The organism is Methylobacterium sp. Leaf117 (assembly GCF_001422985.1).
Taxonomy (GTDB): domain Bacteria; phylum Pseudomonadota; class Alphaproteobacteria; order Rhizobiales; family Beijerinckiaceae; genus Methylobacterium.
Genome location: NZ_LMNL01000006.1, coordinates 40,631 through 56,320, shown reverse-complemented (window position 1 = coordinate 56,320; position 15,690 = coordinate 40,631). Strand labels below are relative to the sequence as shown.

The following is a 15,690-nucleotide window of genomic DNA, read 5'->3' as shown; positions in this document are numbered from 1 at the left end:
AAGACGGCGATGCGCAACCCCTTTCACGCTCTCGGTCCCCAGGCTCTCGGTCCCCAGGATCGCGCCCTCCTGTGGAGCCGCCTGCGCAGGCCGGCCCGCACCTTCCTGGCGCTCCTGGCCCTGCTCGCCGTGAACGTGACGCTCGGGGCCACGCGGCCCTTCGCCCAGGCCTGGATCGTCGAACTCGCGGTGGTCGCCGTGATGGCGGCGATCATCATCCTGGTGTCGATGGAGGTCCGCCACGAGGCGCCCCTGGTCCGGCTCTTCGCCGGGGTCGGCTTCTTCTGGGTCGCGATTCTGTTCGGGATGACGCTGACCGATTACCTCGCGCGCTGAAGCGCGCCACCGGAGGAGATCGCGTCCCTATGACAAAGGCGGGGCTCGCGCCCCGCCTTTGTCAGCTCAGGTGTTGCGCGGCCCTCAATAGGCCGGGCCGCCCGAGGTGGTGCCGTAATTGGCGGTCGGCTTGTTGTTCTGCTCGGCGTTGCCGGCCTTGGCCGAGTCGTCGGCGCGGCGGCCGAGCGAGCCGGTGGTCACGTCATCGAAGGCGCCGACGACGCGGCTGCCGGGCGCGGCGGCGGCGGGGATGCCGGCCGGGGCGTTGTAGCTCTGCGCGAGGGCGGATGTGGCGGGGGCGCCGAGGGTCAGGACGAGGGCGACGGCGGCGGAAGCAAGGCGGGTGTTCATAGCTCTAGTATCCAGATGTACAGGTCCGGTCTCCGTCAAACGATCCTGGATCAAGCTCAGGATGTCCGGGGGCCGTTCTTCTTGGTACAGTCTCGATATAGGCCGGGCTTTTCGAGGACAGCGTGCGCTGCAGCACCCGTTGCATGTGCCGGGCGCATTTCTGCCCTCGCTCTTGCCGTTCTTCATGCGCCTGACGCATCACGCGTCGGAGTGGGCGTCCGAGTGAGCGTCGATGTAGTGGCGCAGGGCGCTGGCGGCATTGAGCATGTGAGCGCGCATGCGCCGGGCCGCCGCCTCGCCGTCGCCCTCCGCGATCGCCGCCAGGATCGCTCCGTGCTCCTCGCGCGAGCCGCGGATGCGGTCGCCGTGGCGCAGCTGCGTCCGGCGGAAGCCCGACAGGCGGGTGCGGAGCGCCAACGCCTGCTCCTTCAGGAAGCCGTTATGCGTCGCGCCGTAGAGCGCCTCGTGGAAGCTGCGGTTCAGGCTGTCGTAGGCGTCGACATCGCCGGCCGCCACCATGGCACCGGAGAGCGCGTGCAGGTCCATCAGGTGGCTCCGCTCCAGCGGCGTCATCCGGTAGGTGGCGAGCCGCACGCACATCGCCTCGAACTCGGCGGTGGTCTCGAACATGTCCATGATCCGCTCGGGCGTCATGCGCGTGACCACGGCGCCCCGGCGGGGGCGCAGCTCGACCAGCCCGTTGAACGCCAGCTGCCGAAGCGCCTCTCGCACGGGGGTGCGCGAAGCGCCGAAGCGGTCGGCCAGATCCTGCTCGTCGAGGGCGGTGCCGGCAGCCAGACGACCGGCCGCGATCTCGTCGGTGAGCGCGTTGCGGATCTGGTCCGACAGGAGTCCGCGTTCCGTTCCGTGTTCGTCCATCGGGTCGCCTCGCGGAGGCCGGGCGGTGCCCGACTGCGTATACGGAGGAGCCGCTATAGCACGTCAGATGACGTCACGAAGTCGTTTTCCTCTGGTTTGGGATATCGATGGCCGGAATTCGCGTTATCATGTATACGAAGCGGGTTAGAGTTCGGGAGCCGATCCGATGAGCCAGTGGCAGAAGGAGCGCGACATCCGCGAGGCGCGCCTGGAACGGGCACGGCCGCACGCGGATGGCAAGGTCGTGCCGGCGTCCCGGGTCGTCGACCTCCTCGAGGCGATCCTCCAGCCGGGCGACCGGGTCTGCCTGGAGGGCGACAACCAGAAGCAGGCCGATTGCCTCGCCCGCGGCCTGTCCGCCTGCGATCCGGCCCGCGTCCACGACCTGCACATGGTGCAGTCCGGCATCGTGCTGCCCGAGCATCTCGATGTTTTCGAACAGGGGATCGCGAAGCGGCTCGACTATTCGTATTCCGGCCCCCAGGGCGCCCGCATCGCCAAGATGCTGTATGGCGGCCAGATCGAACTCGGGGCGGTGCACACCTACCTCGAACTGTTCGCGCGCTACTTCGTCGACCTCACGCCGAACGTGGCCCTGATCGCGGGCGTTTCGGCCGACCGGGACGGCAACCTCTATACCGGCCCCAACACCGAGGACACGCCCACCGTGGTGGAGGCGACCGCCTTCAAGAACGGCGTGGTGGTGGCGCAGGTGAACGACATCGTCGACCGGGTGCCGCGCGTCGACATCCCGGGTGATCGGGTCGACTTCGTGGTGGAGGCCGACACGCCGTTCTACGTCGAGCCGCTCTTCACCCGCGACCCGGCGGCGGTGACCGAGACGCAGATCCTGATGGCCATGATGGCGATCAAGGGCATCTATGCCGCGTACGGCATCCGCCGCCTCAACCACGGCATCGGCTTCGGCACAGCGGCCATCGAATTGCTGCTGCCCACCTACGGCGAACGCCTCGGCCTGAAGGGTCGGATCGCGACCCACTGGGCGCTCAACCCGCATCCGAGCCTGATCCCGGCCATCGAATCCGGCTGGGTGAAGCAGATCCACTGCTTCGGGTCCGAAGTGGGCATGGACAATTACATCCGTGCCCGGCCGGACGTGTTCTTCACCGGCTCCGACGGCTCTCTCCGGTCGAACCGCGCCTTCTGCCAGACGGCGGGGCTCTATGCCTGCGACCTCTTCATCGGCTCGACCCTGCAGATCGATCTCCAGGGCCATTCCTCCACCGTGACCACCAACCGAGTGGCGGGCTTCGGCGGTGCGCCGAACATGGGCTCGGACCCGCACGGCCGGCGCCATCCCTCCGACACCTGGATGAAGGCGGGTCGCGAGGCCGGCGGCACCGGTGATCCGGCCCTGCGGCGCGGACGCAAGCTCGTGGTGCAACTCGTCGAAACCTTCGGCGACAAGCTGGTGCCGGCCTTCGTGGAGCGTCTCGACGCCCTGGAACTGGCCAGAAAGCTCAACCTCGAACTCGCCCCCGTGATGGTCTACGCCGACGATGTCACCCACATCGTTACCGAGGAGGGCATCGCCAACCTGCTGCTGTGCCGGACCCTCGACGAGCGCGAGCAGGCGATCCGCGGGGTCGCCGGCTACACCGATGTGGGCCGGGGCCGCGATCACGCGATGGTCGAGGCGTTGCGCGCGCGAAAGATCATCCAGCGGCCGGAAGACCTCGGCATCGAGCCCCTCGACGCCGACCGCTCGCTGCTCGCGGCGCGCTCGATCAAGGACCTCGTGCACTGGTCGGGCGGTCTCTACGAGCCCCCGGCCAAGTTCCGGAACTGGTGAGGAGGGTTCGCCGATGGAGAAACTGAGCTTCCGCCACGCCACCCGTACGGCGCTCCCCGGCACCCGGGCCAGCGCGATCACCGGGGTCGTCGCCTCCGGCAACCTCGAAGTGCTGCTGGAGCGCAATCTCGCGCCCGATGCCTGCCGCGTCGAGATCGACACCGCGATCGCCGGTTACGGGGCGGTCTGGGCCGCCGTGGTGGCGGATTTCGTGGCGCGCCGGCAGCCCGGCGGGCTCACCATCACCATCAACGACGGGGGCGCGCGCCCCGACACCGTGTCCCTGCGCCTCGCCCAGGGCGCGCGCCTGATGGAGATGCCGTGATGGATTTCAAACCCGTCTCTCTCTCCACCTCTCCGCTCGACCAGAGCTGGTACGAGGCCAGCGCCCGCGCCCGCCTCGCGGGTCTCCTCGACGCGGACACGTTCCAGGAATTCATCGGCCCCGAGCAGCGGATGATGAGCCCGCACCTGCCGCTGTTCGACCTGCCGCGCGCCTTCGACGACGGGATGATCGTCGGGCGCGGCTTGCTCGAAGAGCGACCCGTGCTGATCGCCGCCCAGGAGGGCCGCTTCATGGGAGGCGCCTTCGGCGAGATCCACGGCGCCAAGCTCGTCGGCCTGCTGCGGGCGGCGCTGGCCGTGAAGCCGGCCGCCGTGCTGATCCTGTTCGATACCGGCGGCGTGCGCCTGCAGGAAGCCAATGCCGGCGAGACCGCCATCGCGGAGATCATGCGGGCGATCACGCAGGTCCGTACCGCCGGCATCCCGGTGATCGGGCTGATCGGCGGCCGGGCCGGCTGCTACGGTGGCGGCGGGCTCATCGCCGGCACCTGCGCGCGCCTCGTCATCTCCGAGGGCGGGCGCCTCAGCGTCTCCGGTCCCGAGGTGATCGAGACCAACCGGGGGGCGGAGGAATTCGATTCCCGCGACCGGGCGCTGGTGTGGCGCACCATGGGCGGCAAGCACCGGCGTCTCATCGGCGCCGCCGACGCCTTCGTCGACGACACCATCGGGGCGTTCCGCAAGGCCGTCCTGGCGGCGATCCCGGCAGCCCCCTCCTTCGACCTCGCCACGCTCGAAGCCGAGCAGGCCCGCCTGGAAGCCCGCCTCGACCGCTTCGGTGATGCCCGGGACGCCACCGAGATCTGGGGCGGCCTCGGCATCGCCGACCCCGCCGCCGTGCCGGGCCTGACCACCGAGGGCTTCGACGCCCTGCTCGCCCGCCTGCCGGAGGAGCCGCACCATGCCCGATAAGATGGCCCTCGAGGCGATCCTCGCCGCGCTCTTTCCCGCGGGCCACGCCGTCACGGTGTCGGACGGTCTGATCACCGGGGATGGTCCTCTCGGGGCCGGCCGGATCGCCGTGGTCGGCATCGACGGGAACACGGCCCTCGGGATCGAGGGCGCCTGCCACCTGGCGGGGCGCGTCCTCGACGTGGTGCGGGCCGGCGGCGAGACGCCGATCCTCGTCCTGATCGATTCCGACAGCCAGCGCATGAGCCGGCGCGACGAACTGCTCGGCCTCAACGAGTATCTCGCCCATCTGGCCAAGGCGCTGCTGCTGGCCGACGCGCAAGGCCATCCGACCATCGGCCTGCTCTACGGCCACAGCGCGGCCGGCGCCTTCATCGCCACCGCGCTCGCCACCCGCGTGCTCGTGGCCCTGCCCGGCGCCCATCCGAGCGTGATGGATCTGCCCTCGGTGGCCCGCGTCACCAAGCTGCCCCTGGAGAAGCTGGAAGAGATGGCTCGCGCTACGCCGGTCTTCGCCCCCGGCCTCGACAACATGGTCCAGACCGGTGCCGTGCAGGCGGTTCTCGATCCCACACGGCCCCTCGGTCCCCAGGTCGCCGCGCTGATCGCGCAGGGGGCTGCAGCCGACATCCGCGATACCCGCGACGCCCTCGGTTGTGAGCGGGGCGGCCGTCCGCTGGCCCACGACATCGCCGCCCGGGTGGTGCGCGAGGCGCAGGGTGCGTGATCCTGTGTCGCCCCTGTCGCCTCTGTCGCCCCTCGCGCGCCACGACCTTCTCACCGTGACGCCCGGCGCCTGGAGCCGAGTGCTGGCGGGACGGCCGGACCTCGCGGAGATTCCCCATCTCGCCGGCTGGGCGGAACGCGGCTGGCCCGTCATCGCCCGGCGCCGCGGGCCCGGCGAGGATGCCGGCCTCGTCGCCGCCGGCCTGCCGCTGCCGCCCGCCCTCGGCAAGCGCCGCATCGGCCTCGCCCTCGATCCGGGCTCCGTCACGCCCCGCCCAGGCCTGACCCTGACCGAGGCCGGCGGGGCCGCCCCCGCCGCCTGGCACCCGACCATCGCGGCCCTCGTCGCGCACGGGGCGGCCCATGGCTGCGTGCCGCGCGTGTTCGGCGGCCTGCTCTGGCAGGCGCTGACCGGCCTGCCCTATCTCTCGGACACCTCGGACCTCGACCTGCTCTGGCCCGACTCCCTCGATCGCGCCTTCCTCGACGGTCTGGCGCGCATCGCGGGACCGGCGCCGATGCGCCTCGACGGCGAGATCTGTCTACCGGACGGTTGCGCCGTGAACTGGCGCGAACTGCACGCGGCCGGACCCGACGAGGCGGTCCTCGTCAAGGGCCTGCTGCGCCTGGAGCTTCGGCCCGTCGCGACACTCCGCGCCGCCCTGTCCCCGGCAGCTTGAGCGATGCCGTCCGCCTCCGCACCTGCGATCCAGGGAGCTGCCATCCCGTCCGCGACGCCCGACCCGGCGCGACCCCGCGGCCTGTCGCGGCGGATCGCCCGCCTCGCCACCGCATGCCTGCACCGCGAGCTCGCCACCTATCCCAAGCCCGGTCTCGTCAGCCACGTGGACAGCGGCAGCCATTCCGACATGGACGCGGGCCGCTTCCGGGCGAGTGCCGATGCCCTGGAGCCCTTCTTCGCGGAGCTCGCCGAGGCCGGCGCGGCGGGGGCCGAGATGGCGCATCTGCGCCGGATCGGCCTCGCGGCGGAGGCGGCGATGCGGGCGGCCACCGGGGGCGTGAACACCCACCGGGGCGCCATTTTCGGCCTCGGCCTCCTCAGTGCCGCGGCCGGCGCCTCAGGGATGCGCCCGGCGGCCGGGAGCCTCGGCGCCCATGTCCGCGCGCGCCACGCGGACGCGATCCTCGACGGCCCCGAACTGCTGCACGCGCCGGGCGCGCGGGCGCGGCGCCGACACGGCGTCGGGGGCGCGCCGGCCGAGGCGGCGGCCGGGTTCCCGAGCCTCTACGGCACCGGGCTGCCGGCCCTGCGCCGGGCCCGCGCTCTTCGCCCCGATGCGCCCGAGGCCGCGCGGGTGGAGGCCTGCCTCGCCCTCGTCGCCTGCCTGGAGGACACCAACCTGCTGCATCGCGGCGGCCCCGAAGGGTATGCTTTCGCGCGGGCGGAAGCCGCCCGCTTCATCGCCGCGGGCGGTATCGCGCCGGACGACTGGTTTTCGCGGGCGGAGGCGCTGCACCGGGCCTTCGTCGCCCGCCGCCTCAGCCCCGGCGGGGCCGCCGACCTTCTCGCCATGACCCTGTTCGTCGACGCCTGGGAGCGACCATGATCGTCGCGCCGTCATGACCCTCGCGATCCTGCTGTCCGGCCAGGGCGGCCAGCATTCGGGAATGTTCGACCTCACCGCCGATCGGCCGGAGGCGCAAGGCATCTTCGCGGCGGCGACCCCGCTCCTCGGCCAGGACCCGCGCAACCTCGTGCGCACGGGCGCGGACCTCCACGCCAACCGCACCGGGCAGATCCTGTGCTGCGTCGCCGGTCTCGCCGCCTGGACCCTGGTGCAAGCCGCCCAAGCCTCGCAAGCCGCGAGACCCGCGCGCGTCGTGGTGGCCGGCTACAGCATCGGTGATCTCGCGGCCTTCGGCTGCGCCGGCCTGTTCGCGCCCGAGACGGTGCTGGACCTCGCCGCCGCCCGCGCCGAGGCGATGGATGCGGTGGCGGGTCCGGATTCCGGCCGCGGCATTCCTTACGGCCTCGCGGGCCTGCGCGGCCTGCCCGCCGAGCGGTGTTTCGCGATGGCGGGGGAGCATGGGTGCCACCCGGCGATCCGCAACGCCGTCGACAGCGTGGTGGTGGGCGGTCCCGTCGAGGCCCTCGACAGGCTCTGCGCGGCCGCGCTCGCAGCCGGCGCCGCGCGGGCGGTGCGCCTGCCCGTCCATATCCCCTCCCACACGCCGCTCCTGGCCGAGGCCTCGGCCCGCTTCGCCGAACGGCTGGCCGAAGCGCCCCTGGCGACGCCCCCGCGTCCGGCCCCGCGCCTCCTCAGCGGCCTCGACGGGGCGGCGGTGTTCCGGCCGGAGGTGGGCTTGGCCAAGCTCGCCGCGCAGCTCTCGCAGACCCTGGACTGGGCCGCCTGCCTGGAGAGCATCGGCGAGTTCGGCGCGGACCACGTTCTCGAGCTCGGTCCCGGCCACGCCCTCGCCACCATGGCCCGGGCGGCCCTGCCCGACGCGCGGGTTCATGCATTGGAGGATTTTCGGAGGTCCGCCGGTGTGATTCAATGGATCGAGGACGGGGCCTGAACCCCGACGGAGTGAAACGCACACGATGCAGTATCGCAATCTCGGCCGTTCGGGCCTCAAGGTCTCGCCGCTCTGTCTCGGCACCATGATGTTCGGCGGCCCCACCGACGAGGCCACCGCCGGCCGCATCATCGACAGCGCCCGGAGCGCCGGGATCAACTTTCTCGACACGGCGGACGTCTACAACGAGGGCCGCTCCGAGGAGGTGGTGGGCCGGGCGATCGCCCGGGACCGCGAGGCCTGGGTGCTGGCCACCAAGGTCGCCAACCCGATGGGGCCGGGCGTCAACGACCGGGGCCTGTCCCGCGCCCACGTGCTGCGCGCCGCCGAGGCCAGCCTCCGGCGGCTCGGCACCGACGTCATCGACATCTACTACCTCCACAAGGAGGACCACACGACGCCGTTGGCTGAGACCATCGGCGCCATCGCGCAGCTCGTGCGCCAGGGCAAGATCCGCTACTTCGGCGTCTCGAACTACCGGGCTTGGCGCGTCGCCGAGATCTGCCGCCTGTGCGACGATCTCGGCATCGACCGTCCGGTGGTGAGCCAGCCCTACTACAACGCCCTGAACCGGATGCCGGAGACCGAGCACCTGCCGGCCTGCGCCCATTACGGCCTCGGCGTGGTGCCGTACTCGCCGCTCGCCCGCGGTGTGCTGACCGCGAAGTACGATCCCGATGCCCCGCCCCCCGAAGGCACCCGCGCGGGGCGCCAGGACACCCGCATGATGCAGACGGAGTGGCGCCCGGAATCCCTGGTGATCGCCCGCACGTTCCAGGCCCACGCGGCCGCGCGCGGGCTGACGGCGGGGCAGTTCGCGGTGAACTGGGTGCTGGCCAACCGCACCGTCACCTCGGTCATCGCCGGGCCGCGCACGGAGGCGCAGTGGGACGAGTATCTGGGCGCTCTCGGCTACACCTTCACGGACGAGGACGAGGCGCTGGTCGACGCCCACGTCGTCACCGGCCACCCCTCGACCCCGGGCTACAACGATCCGGCCTATCCGATCGAGGGGCGCGTACGGGGGTAAAACGCCATTGTGCGGGGGAGGGAGACGCGTTCAGCCTGCTTACCCCCGCGTCTCGGCCAGGTGCAACTCCACCAGCGCGTCGAAGCTGGCGTCACCCTTGAAGCCCAGTTCCAGGGCGCGGCGGGTATCGAAGGCCTCCGGCCAGGTCTCCACGATCGCCTGGATGGCCGGATTCGGTTCACGCCGGATCAGCGCCACCGCCGGATCACCGCCCACGCGGCGCAGGGCCTCGATCTCGTCGGCCACCGTCGCCGAGATCCCCGGCATGGTCAGGCTGCGGCGCAGGCCGAGGGGACCAAGGTCGATGCGGGCGGCGTGCAGAAGGTATTCGGTGGCCGAGCGTGGACTGGCGAACCAGTGGCGCACGCTGTCGGGCACCGGCAGGATCGCCTCCTGGCCGGCCAGCGGCTCGCGGATGATCCCGGAGAAGAACCCGGAGGCCGCCTTGTTCGGCTTGCCCGGCCGTACGCAGATGGTGGGCAGGCGCAAGCCGATGCCGTCGAGGAAGCCGCGCCGGGTGTAATCGGCGAGCAGCAACTCGCCCATCGCCTTCTGGGTGCCGTAGGAGGTGGCCGGTGTCAGGATCATGTCGTCCGGGATCACGCCCGGAAGCGGCGGCCCGAACACCGCCAGCGATGAGGTGAAGACCACGCGGGGCCGGTAGCCCTCCGCCCCGTGGGCCTGCCGGATCGCGTCGAGAAGCAGGCGCGTGGCGTCGAGATTGACCCGGTAGCCCTTCTCCAGGTCGGCCTCCGCCTCGCCCGACACGATCGCCGCGAGGTGGAAGATCACGTCCGGCCGGCCCGCGATGGCGGCCTCCGCCGCGCCCGGGCTCGCGAGGTCGGCGGCGGCCGTGGCGACAGGGCCGGTGAAGCCCATCGGCGGCGTCGGCTCCACCACGTCCACCAGGGTGAGGGCGCGGGCATCGCCCTGCGCGGCGAGGGCGTCGGTGAGGCGTCGGCCGATCATGCCGGCGGCGCCGAGGATCAGAGCGTGCATGGGGCGTCCTTTCGGGCTCAGCGCATCAGGTCGAGGGCGCGGGAGAAGAAGTCGCGGCCGCCGAAATTGCCGGACTTGAGAGCGAGCAGCATGGGATCGCCGAGGCCGGCTGCCCCTTGCCCCATCGTCCGGAGCACCGGCACCCCGGCGGCGATCTCGGGACCGAGGCGGAAGGCCTTCAGCCCGAGCGTGTCGACGACCGCGCCGGAGGTCTCGCCGCCCGCCACCACGAGGCGGCGCACACCGCGCGCCACCAGGTCCCCGGCGATGCGGGCCAAAGCGGCCTCGATGGCATGGCCGACCCGGTCGCCACCGTGGCGGGCCTGGAGGGCGCGCACGGTCTCGGGCTCGGCGCTGCTGGCGATGAGAACGGGGCCGGCGCCGACATGATCGCCGGCCCAGGCCACGGCGGCCTCGATCTCGGCCTCACCCGCGGCGAGCAGGCGCTCGGGGTCGAGGCGCCGCACCGGCATCACGGCTTGCGCCGCCGCGATCTGTCCGAGCGTCGCCTGCGAGCAGCTTCCGGCGAGGCAGGCGGCCAGGCCCCCAACGGGCGCGCCGAGATCCGAGGCGCTGTCCGGCGCCGCCGCCCGGCCGGCCGCCACGAGCGCGCGGGCGAGGCCGAGGCCGAGGCCCGAGGCGCCCACCGAGATGCGATGGCCGAGCGCCGCCACCCCGAGGATTTCGAGATCGGTCTCCCTCACGGCGTCCGCGATGGCCGCGCCCACGCCGCCGGCGGCGAGCGCGTCGAGGCGCGCGGCGACGGCGTCCGGCCCCTTCGCCACAGTGGCGAAATCCACGAGGCCCACGGGCGCCGCGCTCTGGCGGGCCAGCACCCGCACGAGGTTGGCGTCGCGCATCGGGTTGAGGGGATGGTCCTTGAGCGGGCTCTCGTTCAGCGGCACGGCGCCGACGAACAGGTTGCCCTGGTAGACGGTGCGCCCGGTCTCCGGGAAGGCGGGCGTGACGAGGGCGATGGCCTCGCCCGCATCGCCCCGCAGGGCGTCCAGGACGGGACCGATATTGCCCTGATCGGTCGAATCGAAGGTCGAGCAGATCTTGAACAGGACATGGGCGGCGCCCCGGCCACGCAGCCAGGCCTCGGCCGCGCGGGAGCGCGCCACCGCGTCCGCAGCCGGGATGGAGCGGCTCTTGAGGGCCACCACCACGGCATCGACCCCGGCCAGATCGAGGTCGTCGGCCGGGATGCCGATGGTCTGCACGGTGCGCAGGCCGGCCTGGGTCAGCGTGTTGGCGAGGTCCGAGGCGCCGGTATAGTCGTCGGCCACCGATCCGAGGGCGAGGCTCATCGGGTGGCCTCCCGGATTTGCGCCTGCTGTCCCTGCGACGCGCGGTAGGGCTCGAACCAGCCGAGGCCCTCCCCCGTGCCGCCGGCCGGGTTGTACTCGCAGCCGACGAAGCCCGCATAGCCGAGGCGGTCGAGCTCGGCGAAGAGGAAGGCGTCGTTCATCTCGCCGGTGCCGGGCTCGTGCCGGGTGGGCACGCTCGCGGTCTGGACGTGCCCGACCATCGGCATCAGGGTCCGCAGGCGGGTGGTCACGTCCCCGTGCAGAATCTGGCAATGGTAGAGGTCGAACTGCAGCTTCAGGTTCGGCAGGGCGAGGTCCTCGATCAGGCGGGCGGCCATGGCGAAGTCGTTGAGGAAGTAGCCCGGCATGTTGCGGGCGTTGATCGGCTCGAGCACGAGGTCGAGCCCTTCGCGACCCACCCGCTCGGCGGTCCAGGCCACGGCCCGGCGATAGGCCGCCTGCGCCGCCGGATCCTGCGCATCCGCCATGCCGGCCATGAGGTGGAGCCGGGCCACGCCGGTGGCCTTCGCGTAAGTCAGGCCGGTCTCGACGCCCGCCTGCACCTCCGCGAACCGGTCCGGCAGGGCGGCGAGGCCGCGCTCGCCCGCCGCCCAATCGCCCGGCGGCAGGTTGAACAGGGCCTGGGTAAGGCCGTACTGCGCCAGGCGCTCGGCGATGGCCTCGGGCGGATGGTCGTAGGGGAACAGGAATTCGACGGCGGTGAAGCCCGCTTCCCGGGCCGCCGCGAAGCGGTCGAGGAAGGGGCGTTCGGTGAACATCAGGGTGAGGTTGGCGGCAAAACGCGGCATCGGCTGTTCTCCCTTCAGGCCTTGGGCGACGGCAGGGTGACGCCGGCCACCTGGGCGTAGAGGCGGGCCACCGAGGCGTCGTCGTCCCGGCCCATGCCGGAGCCCGACGCCATCAGGAACATCTGCAGGGCGGCGGCCGCCACCGGCACGGGGTACTTTTCCGCCCGCGCCATGTCCTGCACGATGCCCAGATCCTTGACGAAGATGTCGACCGCGCTTCTCGGGCTGTAATCGCCGTCGAGCACGTGCGGCATGCGGTTCTCGAACATCCAGGAATTGCCGGCGGAGGCCGTGATCACCTCGTAGACCTTGCGCAGGTCGAGCCCCTGCTTGGCGGCAAAGCTCATGGCCTCGCTGGCGGCCGCGATGTGCACGCCCGCGAGCAGCTGGTTGATCATCTTGAAGGCGGCCCCCTGCCCGGCCGCGTCGCCGAGCGCGTAGAGCTTGCCGGCCATCGCCTCCAGGGCCGGTCGGGCGGCATCGAAGGCCGCCGTGCTGCCGGAGGCCAGGAAGGTGAGTTCGCCGTCCGCCGCCCGGACCGCGCCGCCGCTCATCGGGGCGTCGAGATAGTGCCGTCTGGTCTCCTCCAGCCGGGCCGCGAGGCGACGGGCGATGGCCGGGTCCATGGTGGCGGAGGAGACGAACACGGCGCCCTCGGGCATGGTCTCGGCAGCCCCGTCCGGCCCGAACAGCACCGCTTCGGTCTGGGCGGCGTTGACCACGACGCAGACCACCACGTCGGCCCCCGCCGCCGCCGCCGCCGGGTTCGCCGCCGCCTGTCCCCCGCTCTCGGCGAAGCGCGCGACCGCTTCCGCGTTCACGTCGCAGGCGGTGACCTGGAAGCCGGCCCGGAGGAGCGAACCGGCCATGCCGGCGCCCATGGAGCCGAGGCCGATCACGGCTACGCAGCGGTTCTGGGTGTTCGTGCTCATGGAGGGACCTGTCGGATGGAATTTCGAAATCAGGGGAAGGCGGATCGAACGGATGCTCCTGCCACTCACCCCGTCATCCCGGGTTCTGCTGCGCAGCCCCGGAATCACGGTGTGGGTTTCGGATCCGTCCGGCTCAGCGATTGACCACGTGCTTCGGGGTGACGAACACGCAGACCGCGCCGATCACCAGCATCACGGCGAGCGCGTACATGCCGGCGGCGGTGCTGCCGGTGGAATCGCGCAGGGCCCCGATCACGTAGGGGCTGGCGAAGCCCGCGAGGTTGCCCACCGAGTTGATCAGCGCGATGCCGGCCGCCGCACCCGCGCCGCTGAGAAAGGCGGTGGGCAGGGACCAGAACAGCGGCGCGCAGGTGAGCACGCCGCCGGCCGCCACGGCCAGCGCCGCGATGGCCACGACCGTGCTGCCGGTGCTGGCCGCGACCACGAAGCCGACCGCGCCGCAGAGGGCCGGGACGATGAGGTGCCAGCGCCGCTCGCGCATCCGGTCGGCGCTGCGGCCGAGCAGGATCATGACGAAGACCGCGAACAGGAACGGGATCGCGCTGACGAGACCGATGTTGAGGTTGCCCTGGATGCCGGACGCCTTGACGATGGTGGGCATCCAGAAGGTCAGGCCGTATTGACCGGTGACGAAGGCGAAGTAGATCAGGCTCATGAACCAGATCCGGCCGTTGCGGAACACGGTGGCGATGGAATGCGGGCTCTGTTCCTTGCCGGCGCCGTCGGCGGCGATGTCGCGCTCGATGACCTGCTTCTCGGCGGCGTTCAGCCACTTGGCTTCCGAGGGGCGGTTGTCGAGATAGAAGAACACGGCGAGACCCACCAGCACCGCCGGCACCGCCTCGATCAGGAACATCCACTGCCAGCCGGACAGGCCGTGCGTGCCGTTGAACGTGTCCATGATCCAGCCGGAGAGCGGGTTGCCGAAGATGCCCGAGACCGGGATCGCCGACATGAACACCGCGATCACCCGGGCGCGGCGATGAGCCGGGAACCAGGTCGTCGTGTAGAGGATCACGCCCGGATAGAAGCCGGCCTCCGCGAGGCCGAGCAGGAAGCGCATGAGGTAGAACGAGGTCGCGGAGTTCACGAACATGAACCCGGCCGAGATGATGCCCCAGGTGATCATGATGCGGGCGATCCAGACCCGGGCGCCGACCCGGTGCAGGATGACGTTCGAGGGCACCTCGAACAGGAAGTAGCCGATGAAGAACAGGCCGGCGCCGAGGCCGTAGACCGTTTCGCTGAAGCCCAGCTCCTGGGACATCTGCAGCTTGGCAAAGCCCACGTTCACGCGGTCGAGATAGGCGACCACGTAGCAGAGCATCAAGAACGGCACGAGCCGCCAGAATACCTTCGCGTAGGTCTGCTCGACGAAATCCGACGAGGGCGCGCCGGCGCCGCGCGCGGATGCGCCCGGCATGGTCGAAGCCTTCGCCGTTGAAGCTTGCACGGTCATGTTTCCTCCTGCGGGCGCCCGCTTTGCGGATCACCGTTCTGGCGTTGCAGAATTTTATCGGTGCGCGACTCCTGTTGGCAGCGCTTGCATCTTGGATAACAGCGATTGGCAGCGCTGCCAATCTGATTGTTGCGGGTCGCTAACCTTGCTATGGCTCTGCCGTCCCTGCCCCGAGGATGAAGGTCGCCGATGAACGTGCATGAGCCCGAGCGCCGGCTCGTGACCCTGGCCGACGTCGCCCGCGCGGCCGGGGTCGGCGAGAGCACGGTCTCCCGCGTCCTGCGCAACCAGGGCTCGTTCTCGAAGCGCACCCAGGATCGGGTCGCGGAGGCGGTGGCGCGCCTCGGCTACGTGCCGAACCGCCTGGCCGGCATGCTGGCGGGCTCCGGTACCACGGCGGGCGCCAAGCTGGTCGGCATCATCATCCCGTCGCTCACCAACATCGTGTTCCCGGATCTCCTGCGCGGCGCCAACGCCGCCCTCGACCGCGACGGTTTCCAGAGCGTGATCGGGGTCTCGGACTACGACCCGAGCCGCGAGGAGGCGCTGATCGGCGCCCTGCTCTCCTGGCGCCCGGCCGGTCTCATCGTCACCGGCCTGGAGCACACGCCCGGTGCGGTCGCGCGCCTGCGGGCGAGCGGCATCCGTGTCGTCGAGATGATCGATACCGACGGCACCGGCCTCGACATCGTGGTGGGGTTCTCGAACCGGGCGGTGGGTTGCGACAGCGCCCGGCACCTGCTCGACCGGGGCTACCGCCGCATCGGCTATGTCGGGCACGACATCACGCGGGACCTGCGCGCGGCCAAGCGGTTGGCGGGGTTCTGCGAGACGCTGGTCCAGGCCGGCCATCCCCTGGTGGAGCGCGCGATCGCGTCGGGCCCCTCCTCGGCGGCGGCCGGGCGGGAGGCCCTGGGGCAACTCCTCGCCCGCCGGCCCGACCTCGACGCGGTCTACTTCTCCAACGACGACATGGCGCTCGGCGGCTACTTCCACTGCCTCGCCGAAGGCATCGCGGTGCCGGGGCGCCTCGCCCTGTTCGGTTTCAACGCCCTCGACATCGCCGCGGCGATGCCCCGGCCTCTCGCCACCATCCGCACCCCGCGCCTGGAGATCGGCGCGATGGCGGCCGAGCGCCTCGGAGCGGACGGCCCGCCGGAGGTGATCGATCTCGGCTATGAACTGATCCCCGGCGCCACCGCCTGAGATCGCCCCTCACGATCAAGG

The 15,690-nt window shown here is 71.5% G+C and carries 17 protein-coding genes; 10 read left to right on the top strand and 7 right to left on the bottom strand.

Going from position 1 to position 15,690, the window contains the following annotated elements; all coding sequences use genetic code 11:
* The first annotated feature begins 9 nt into the window (after positions 1 to 9).
* Positions 10 to 336 carry an oxidase gene (locus tag ASF57_RS05960; protein WP_056481061.1) on the top strand — a complete coding sequence of 109 codons (327 nt, stop codon included), beginning with the start codon at positions 10 to 12 and terminating at the stop codon, positions 334 to 336.
* Between the two features lie 84 nt (positions 337 to 420).
* Here the strand turns inward: ASF57_RS05960 and ASF57_RS05955 are convergent, their stop codons facing one another.
* Both ASF57_RS05955 and ASF57_RS05950 read right to left on the bottom strand, forming a co-directional pair.
* Positions 421 to 687, bottom strand: a complete 267-nt coding sequence (locus ASF57_RS05955) for a hypothetical protein (RefSeq protein ID WP_056190679.1) — start codon at positions 685 to 687, stop codon at positions 421 to 423.
* Between the two features lie 198 nt (positions 688 to 885).
* Positions 886 to 1,566 carry a GntR family transcriptional regulator gene (locus ASF57_RS05950; RefSeq protein ID WP_056481059.1) on the bottom strand — a complete coding sequence of 227 codons (681 nt, stop codon included), beginning with the start codon at positions 1,564 to 1,566 and terminating at the stop codon, positions 886 to 888.
* Positions 1,567 to 1,732: 166 nt separating this feature from the next.
* Here ASF57_RS05950 and mdcA point away from each other — a divergent pair, with 166 nt between their 5' ends.
* From mdcA to ASF57_RS05910, 8 genes are read left to right on the top strand one after another with little or no spacing between them, the layout of a single operon-like run.
* Positions 1,733 to 3,379 carry a malonate decarboxylase subunit alpha gene (gene mdcA, locus ASF57_RS05945; RefSeq protein ID WP_056190673.1) on the top strand — a complete coding sequence of 549 codons (1,647 nt, stop codon included), beginning with the start codon at positions 1,733 to 1,735 and terminating at the stop codon, positions 3,377 to 3,379.
* Positions 3,380 to 3,392: 13 nt separating this feature from the next.
* Complete coding sequence (gene mdcC / locus ASF57_RS05940) at positions 3,393 to 3,704, top strand: malonate decarboxylase acyl carrier protein (protein ID WP_056481057.1); 312 nt, start codon at positions 3,393 to 3,395, stop codon at positions 3,702 to 3,704.
* Positions 3,704 to 4,636 (top strand): biotin-independent malonate decarboxylase subunit beta, encoded by a 933-nt coding sequence (locus tag ASF57_RS05935; protein WP_056481055.1) that lies wholly within the window; start codon positions 3,704 to 3,706, stop codon positions 4,634 to 4,636. The genes mdcC and ASF57_RS05935 overlap by 1 nt, the downstream gene beginning before the upstream one ends.
* A 1-nt stretch (position 4,637) precedes the next feature.
* The gene (gene mdcE / locus ASF57_RS05930) at positions 4,638 to 5,363 is read left to right on the top strand and encodes a biotin-independent malonate decarboxylase subunit gamma (RefSeq protein WP_056481053.1); all 726 of its coding nucleotides are present in this window, start codon (positions 4,638 to 4,640) and stop codon (positions 5,361 to 5,363) included.
* Positions 5,356 to 6,042, top strand: coding sequence for a malonate decarboxylase holo-[acyl-carrier-protein] synthase (mdcG, locus tag ASF57_RS05925; RefSeq protein WP_244476840.1), 687 nt, complete (start codon positions 5,356 to 5,358; stop codon positions 6,040 to 6,042). Before mdcE ends, mdcG begins: the two co-directional genes overlap by 8 nt.
* A 3-nt stretch (positions 6,043 to 6,045) precedes the next feature.
* Positions 6,046 to 6,930: a triphosphoribosyl-dephospho-CoA synthase MdcB gene (gene mdcB, locus ASF57_RS05920; protein ID WP_082503728.1), complete on the top strand. Its 885-nt coding sequence runs from the start codon at positions 6,046 to 6,048 to the stop codon at positions 6,928 to 6,930.
* A gap of 13 nt (positions 6,931 to 6,943) precedes the next feature.
* Positions 6,944 to 7,903 carry an acyltransferase domain-containing protein gene (locus tag ASF57_RS05915; RefSeq protein WP_056481050.1) on the top strand — a complete coding sequence of 320 codons (960 nt, stop codon included), beginning with the start codon at positions 6,944 to 6,946 and terminating at the stop codon, positions 7,901 to 7,903.
* A 25-nt stretch (positions 7,904 to 7,928) separates the two neighbouring features.
* Positions 7,929 to 8,933, top strand: a complete 1,005-nt coding sequence (locus ASF57_RS05910; RefSeq protein WP_056190662.1) for an aldo/keto reductase — start codon at positions 7,929 to 7,931, stop codon at positions 8,931 to 8,933.
* 39 nt (positions 8,934 to 8,972) lie between these two features.
* Here the strand turns inward: ASF57_RS05910 and denD are convergent, their stop codons facing one another.
* The 5 genes from denD to ASF57_RS05885 form a co-directional block, all read right to left on the bottom strand.
* Entirely contained in the window at positions 8,973 to 9,932 is a 960-nt protein-coding gene (gene denD / locus ASF57_RS05905) for a D-erythronate dehydrogenase (protein ID WP_056481048.1), read from the bottom strand.
* A gap of 17 nt (positions 9,933 to 9,949) precedes the next feature.
* Positions 9,950 to 11,242, bottom strand: coding sequence for a 3-oxo-tetronate kinase (gene otnK / locus ASF57_RS05900; protein ID WP_056481046.1), 1,293 nt, complete (start codon positions 11,240 to 11,242; stop codon positions 9,950 to 9,952).
* Complete coding sequence (gene otnI, locus ASF57_RS05895) at positions 11,239 to 12,051, bottom strand: 2-oxo-tetronate isomerase (protein ID WP_056190656.1); 813 nt, start codon at positions 12,049 to 12,051, stop codon at positions 11,239 to 11,241. Before otnI ends, otnK begins: the two co-directional genes overlap by 4 nt.
* Before the next feature lie 14 nt (positions 12,052 to 12,065).
* A complete protein-coding gene (ltnD, locus tag ASF57_RS05890; RefSeq protein ID WP_056481044.1) occupies positions 12,066 to 12,983 on the bottom strand; it encodes an L-threonate dehydrogenase in 918 nt (305 codons plus the stop codon).
* A 133-nt stretch (positions 12,984 to 13,116) separates the two neighbouring features.
* Positions 13,117 to 14,427, bottom strand: a complete 1,311-nt coding sequence (locus tag ASF57_RS05885) for an MFS transporter (RefSeq protein WP_056481088.1) — start codon at positions 14,425 to 14,427, stop codon at positions 13,117 to 13,119.
* Positions 14,428 to 14,658: 231 nt separating this feature from the next.
* Between ASF57_RS05885 and ASF57_RS05880 the strand changes: the two genes are divergently transcribed.
* On the top strand, positions 14,659 to 15,669 hold the full coding sequence (locus ASF57_RS05880) for a LacI family DNA-binding transcriptional regulator (RefSeq protein WP_200935825.1): 1,011 nt from the start codon (positions 14,659 to 14,661) through the stop codon (positions 15,667 to 15,669).
* The last annotated feature ends 21 nt before the right edge of the window (positions 15,670 to 15,690 follow it).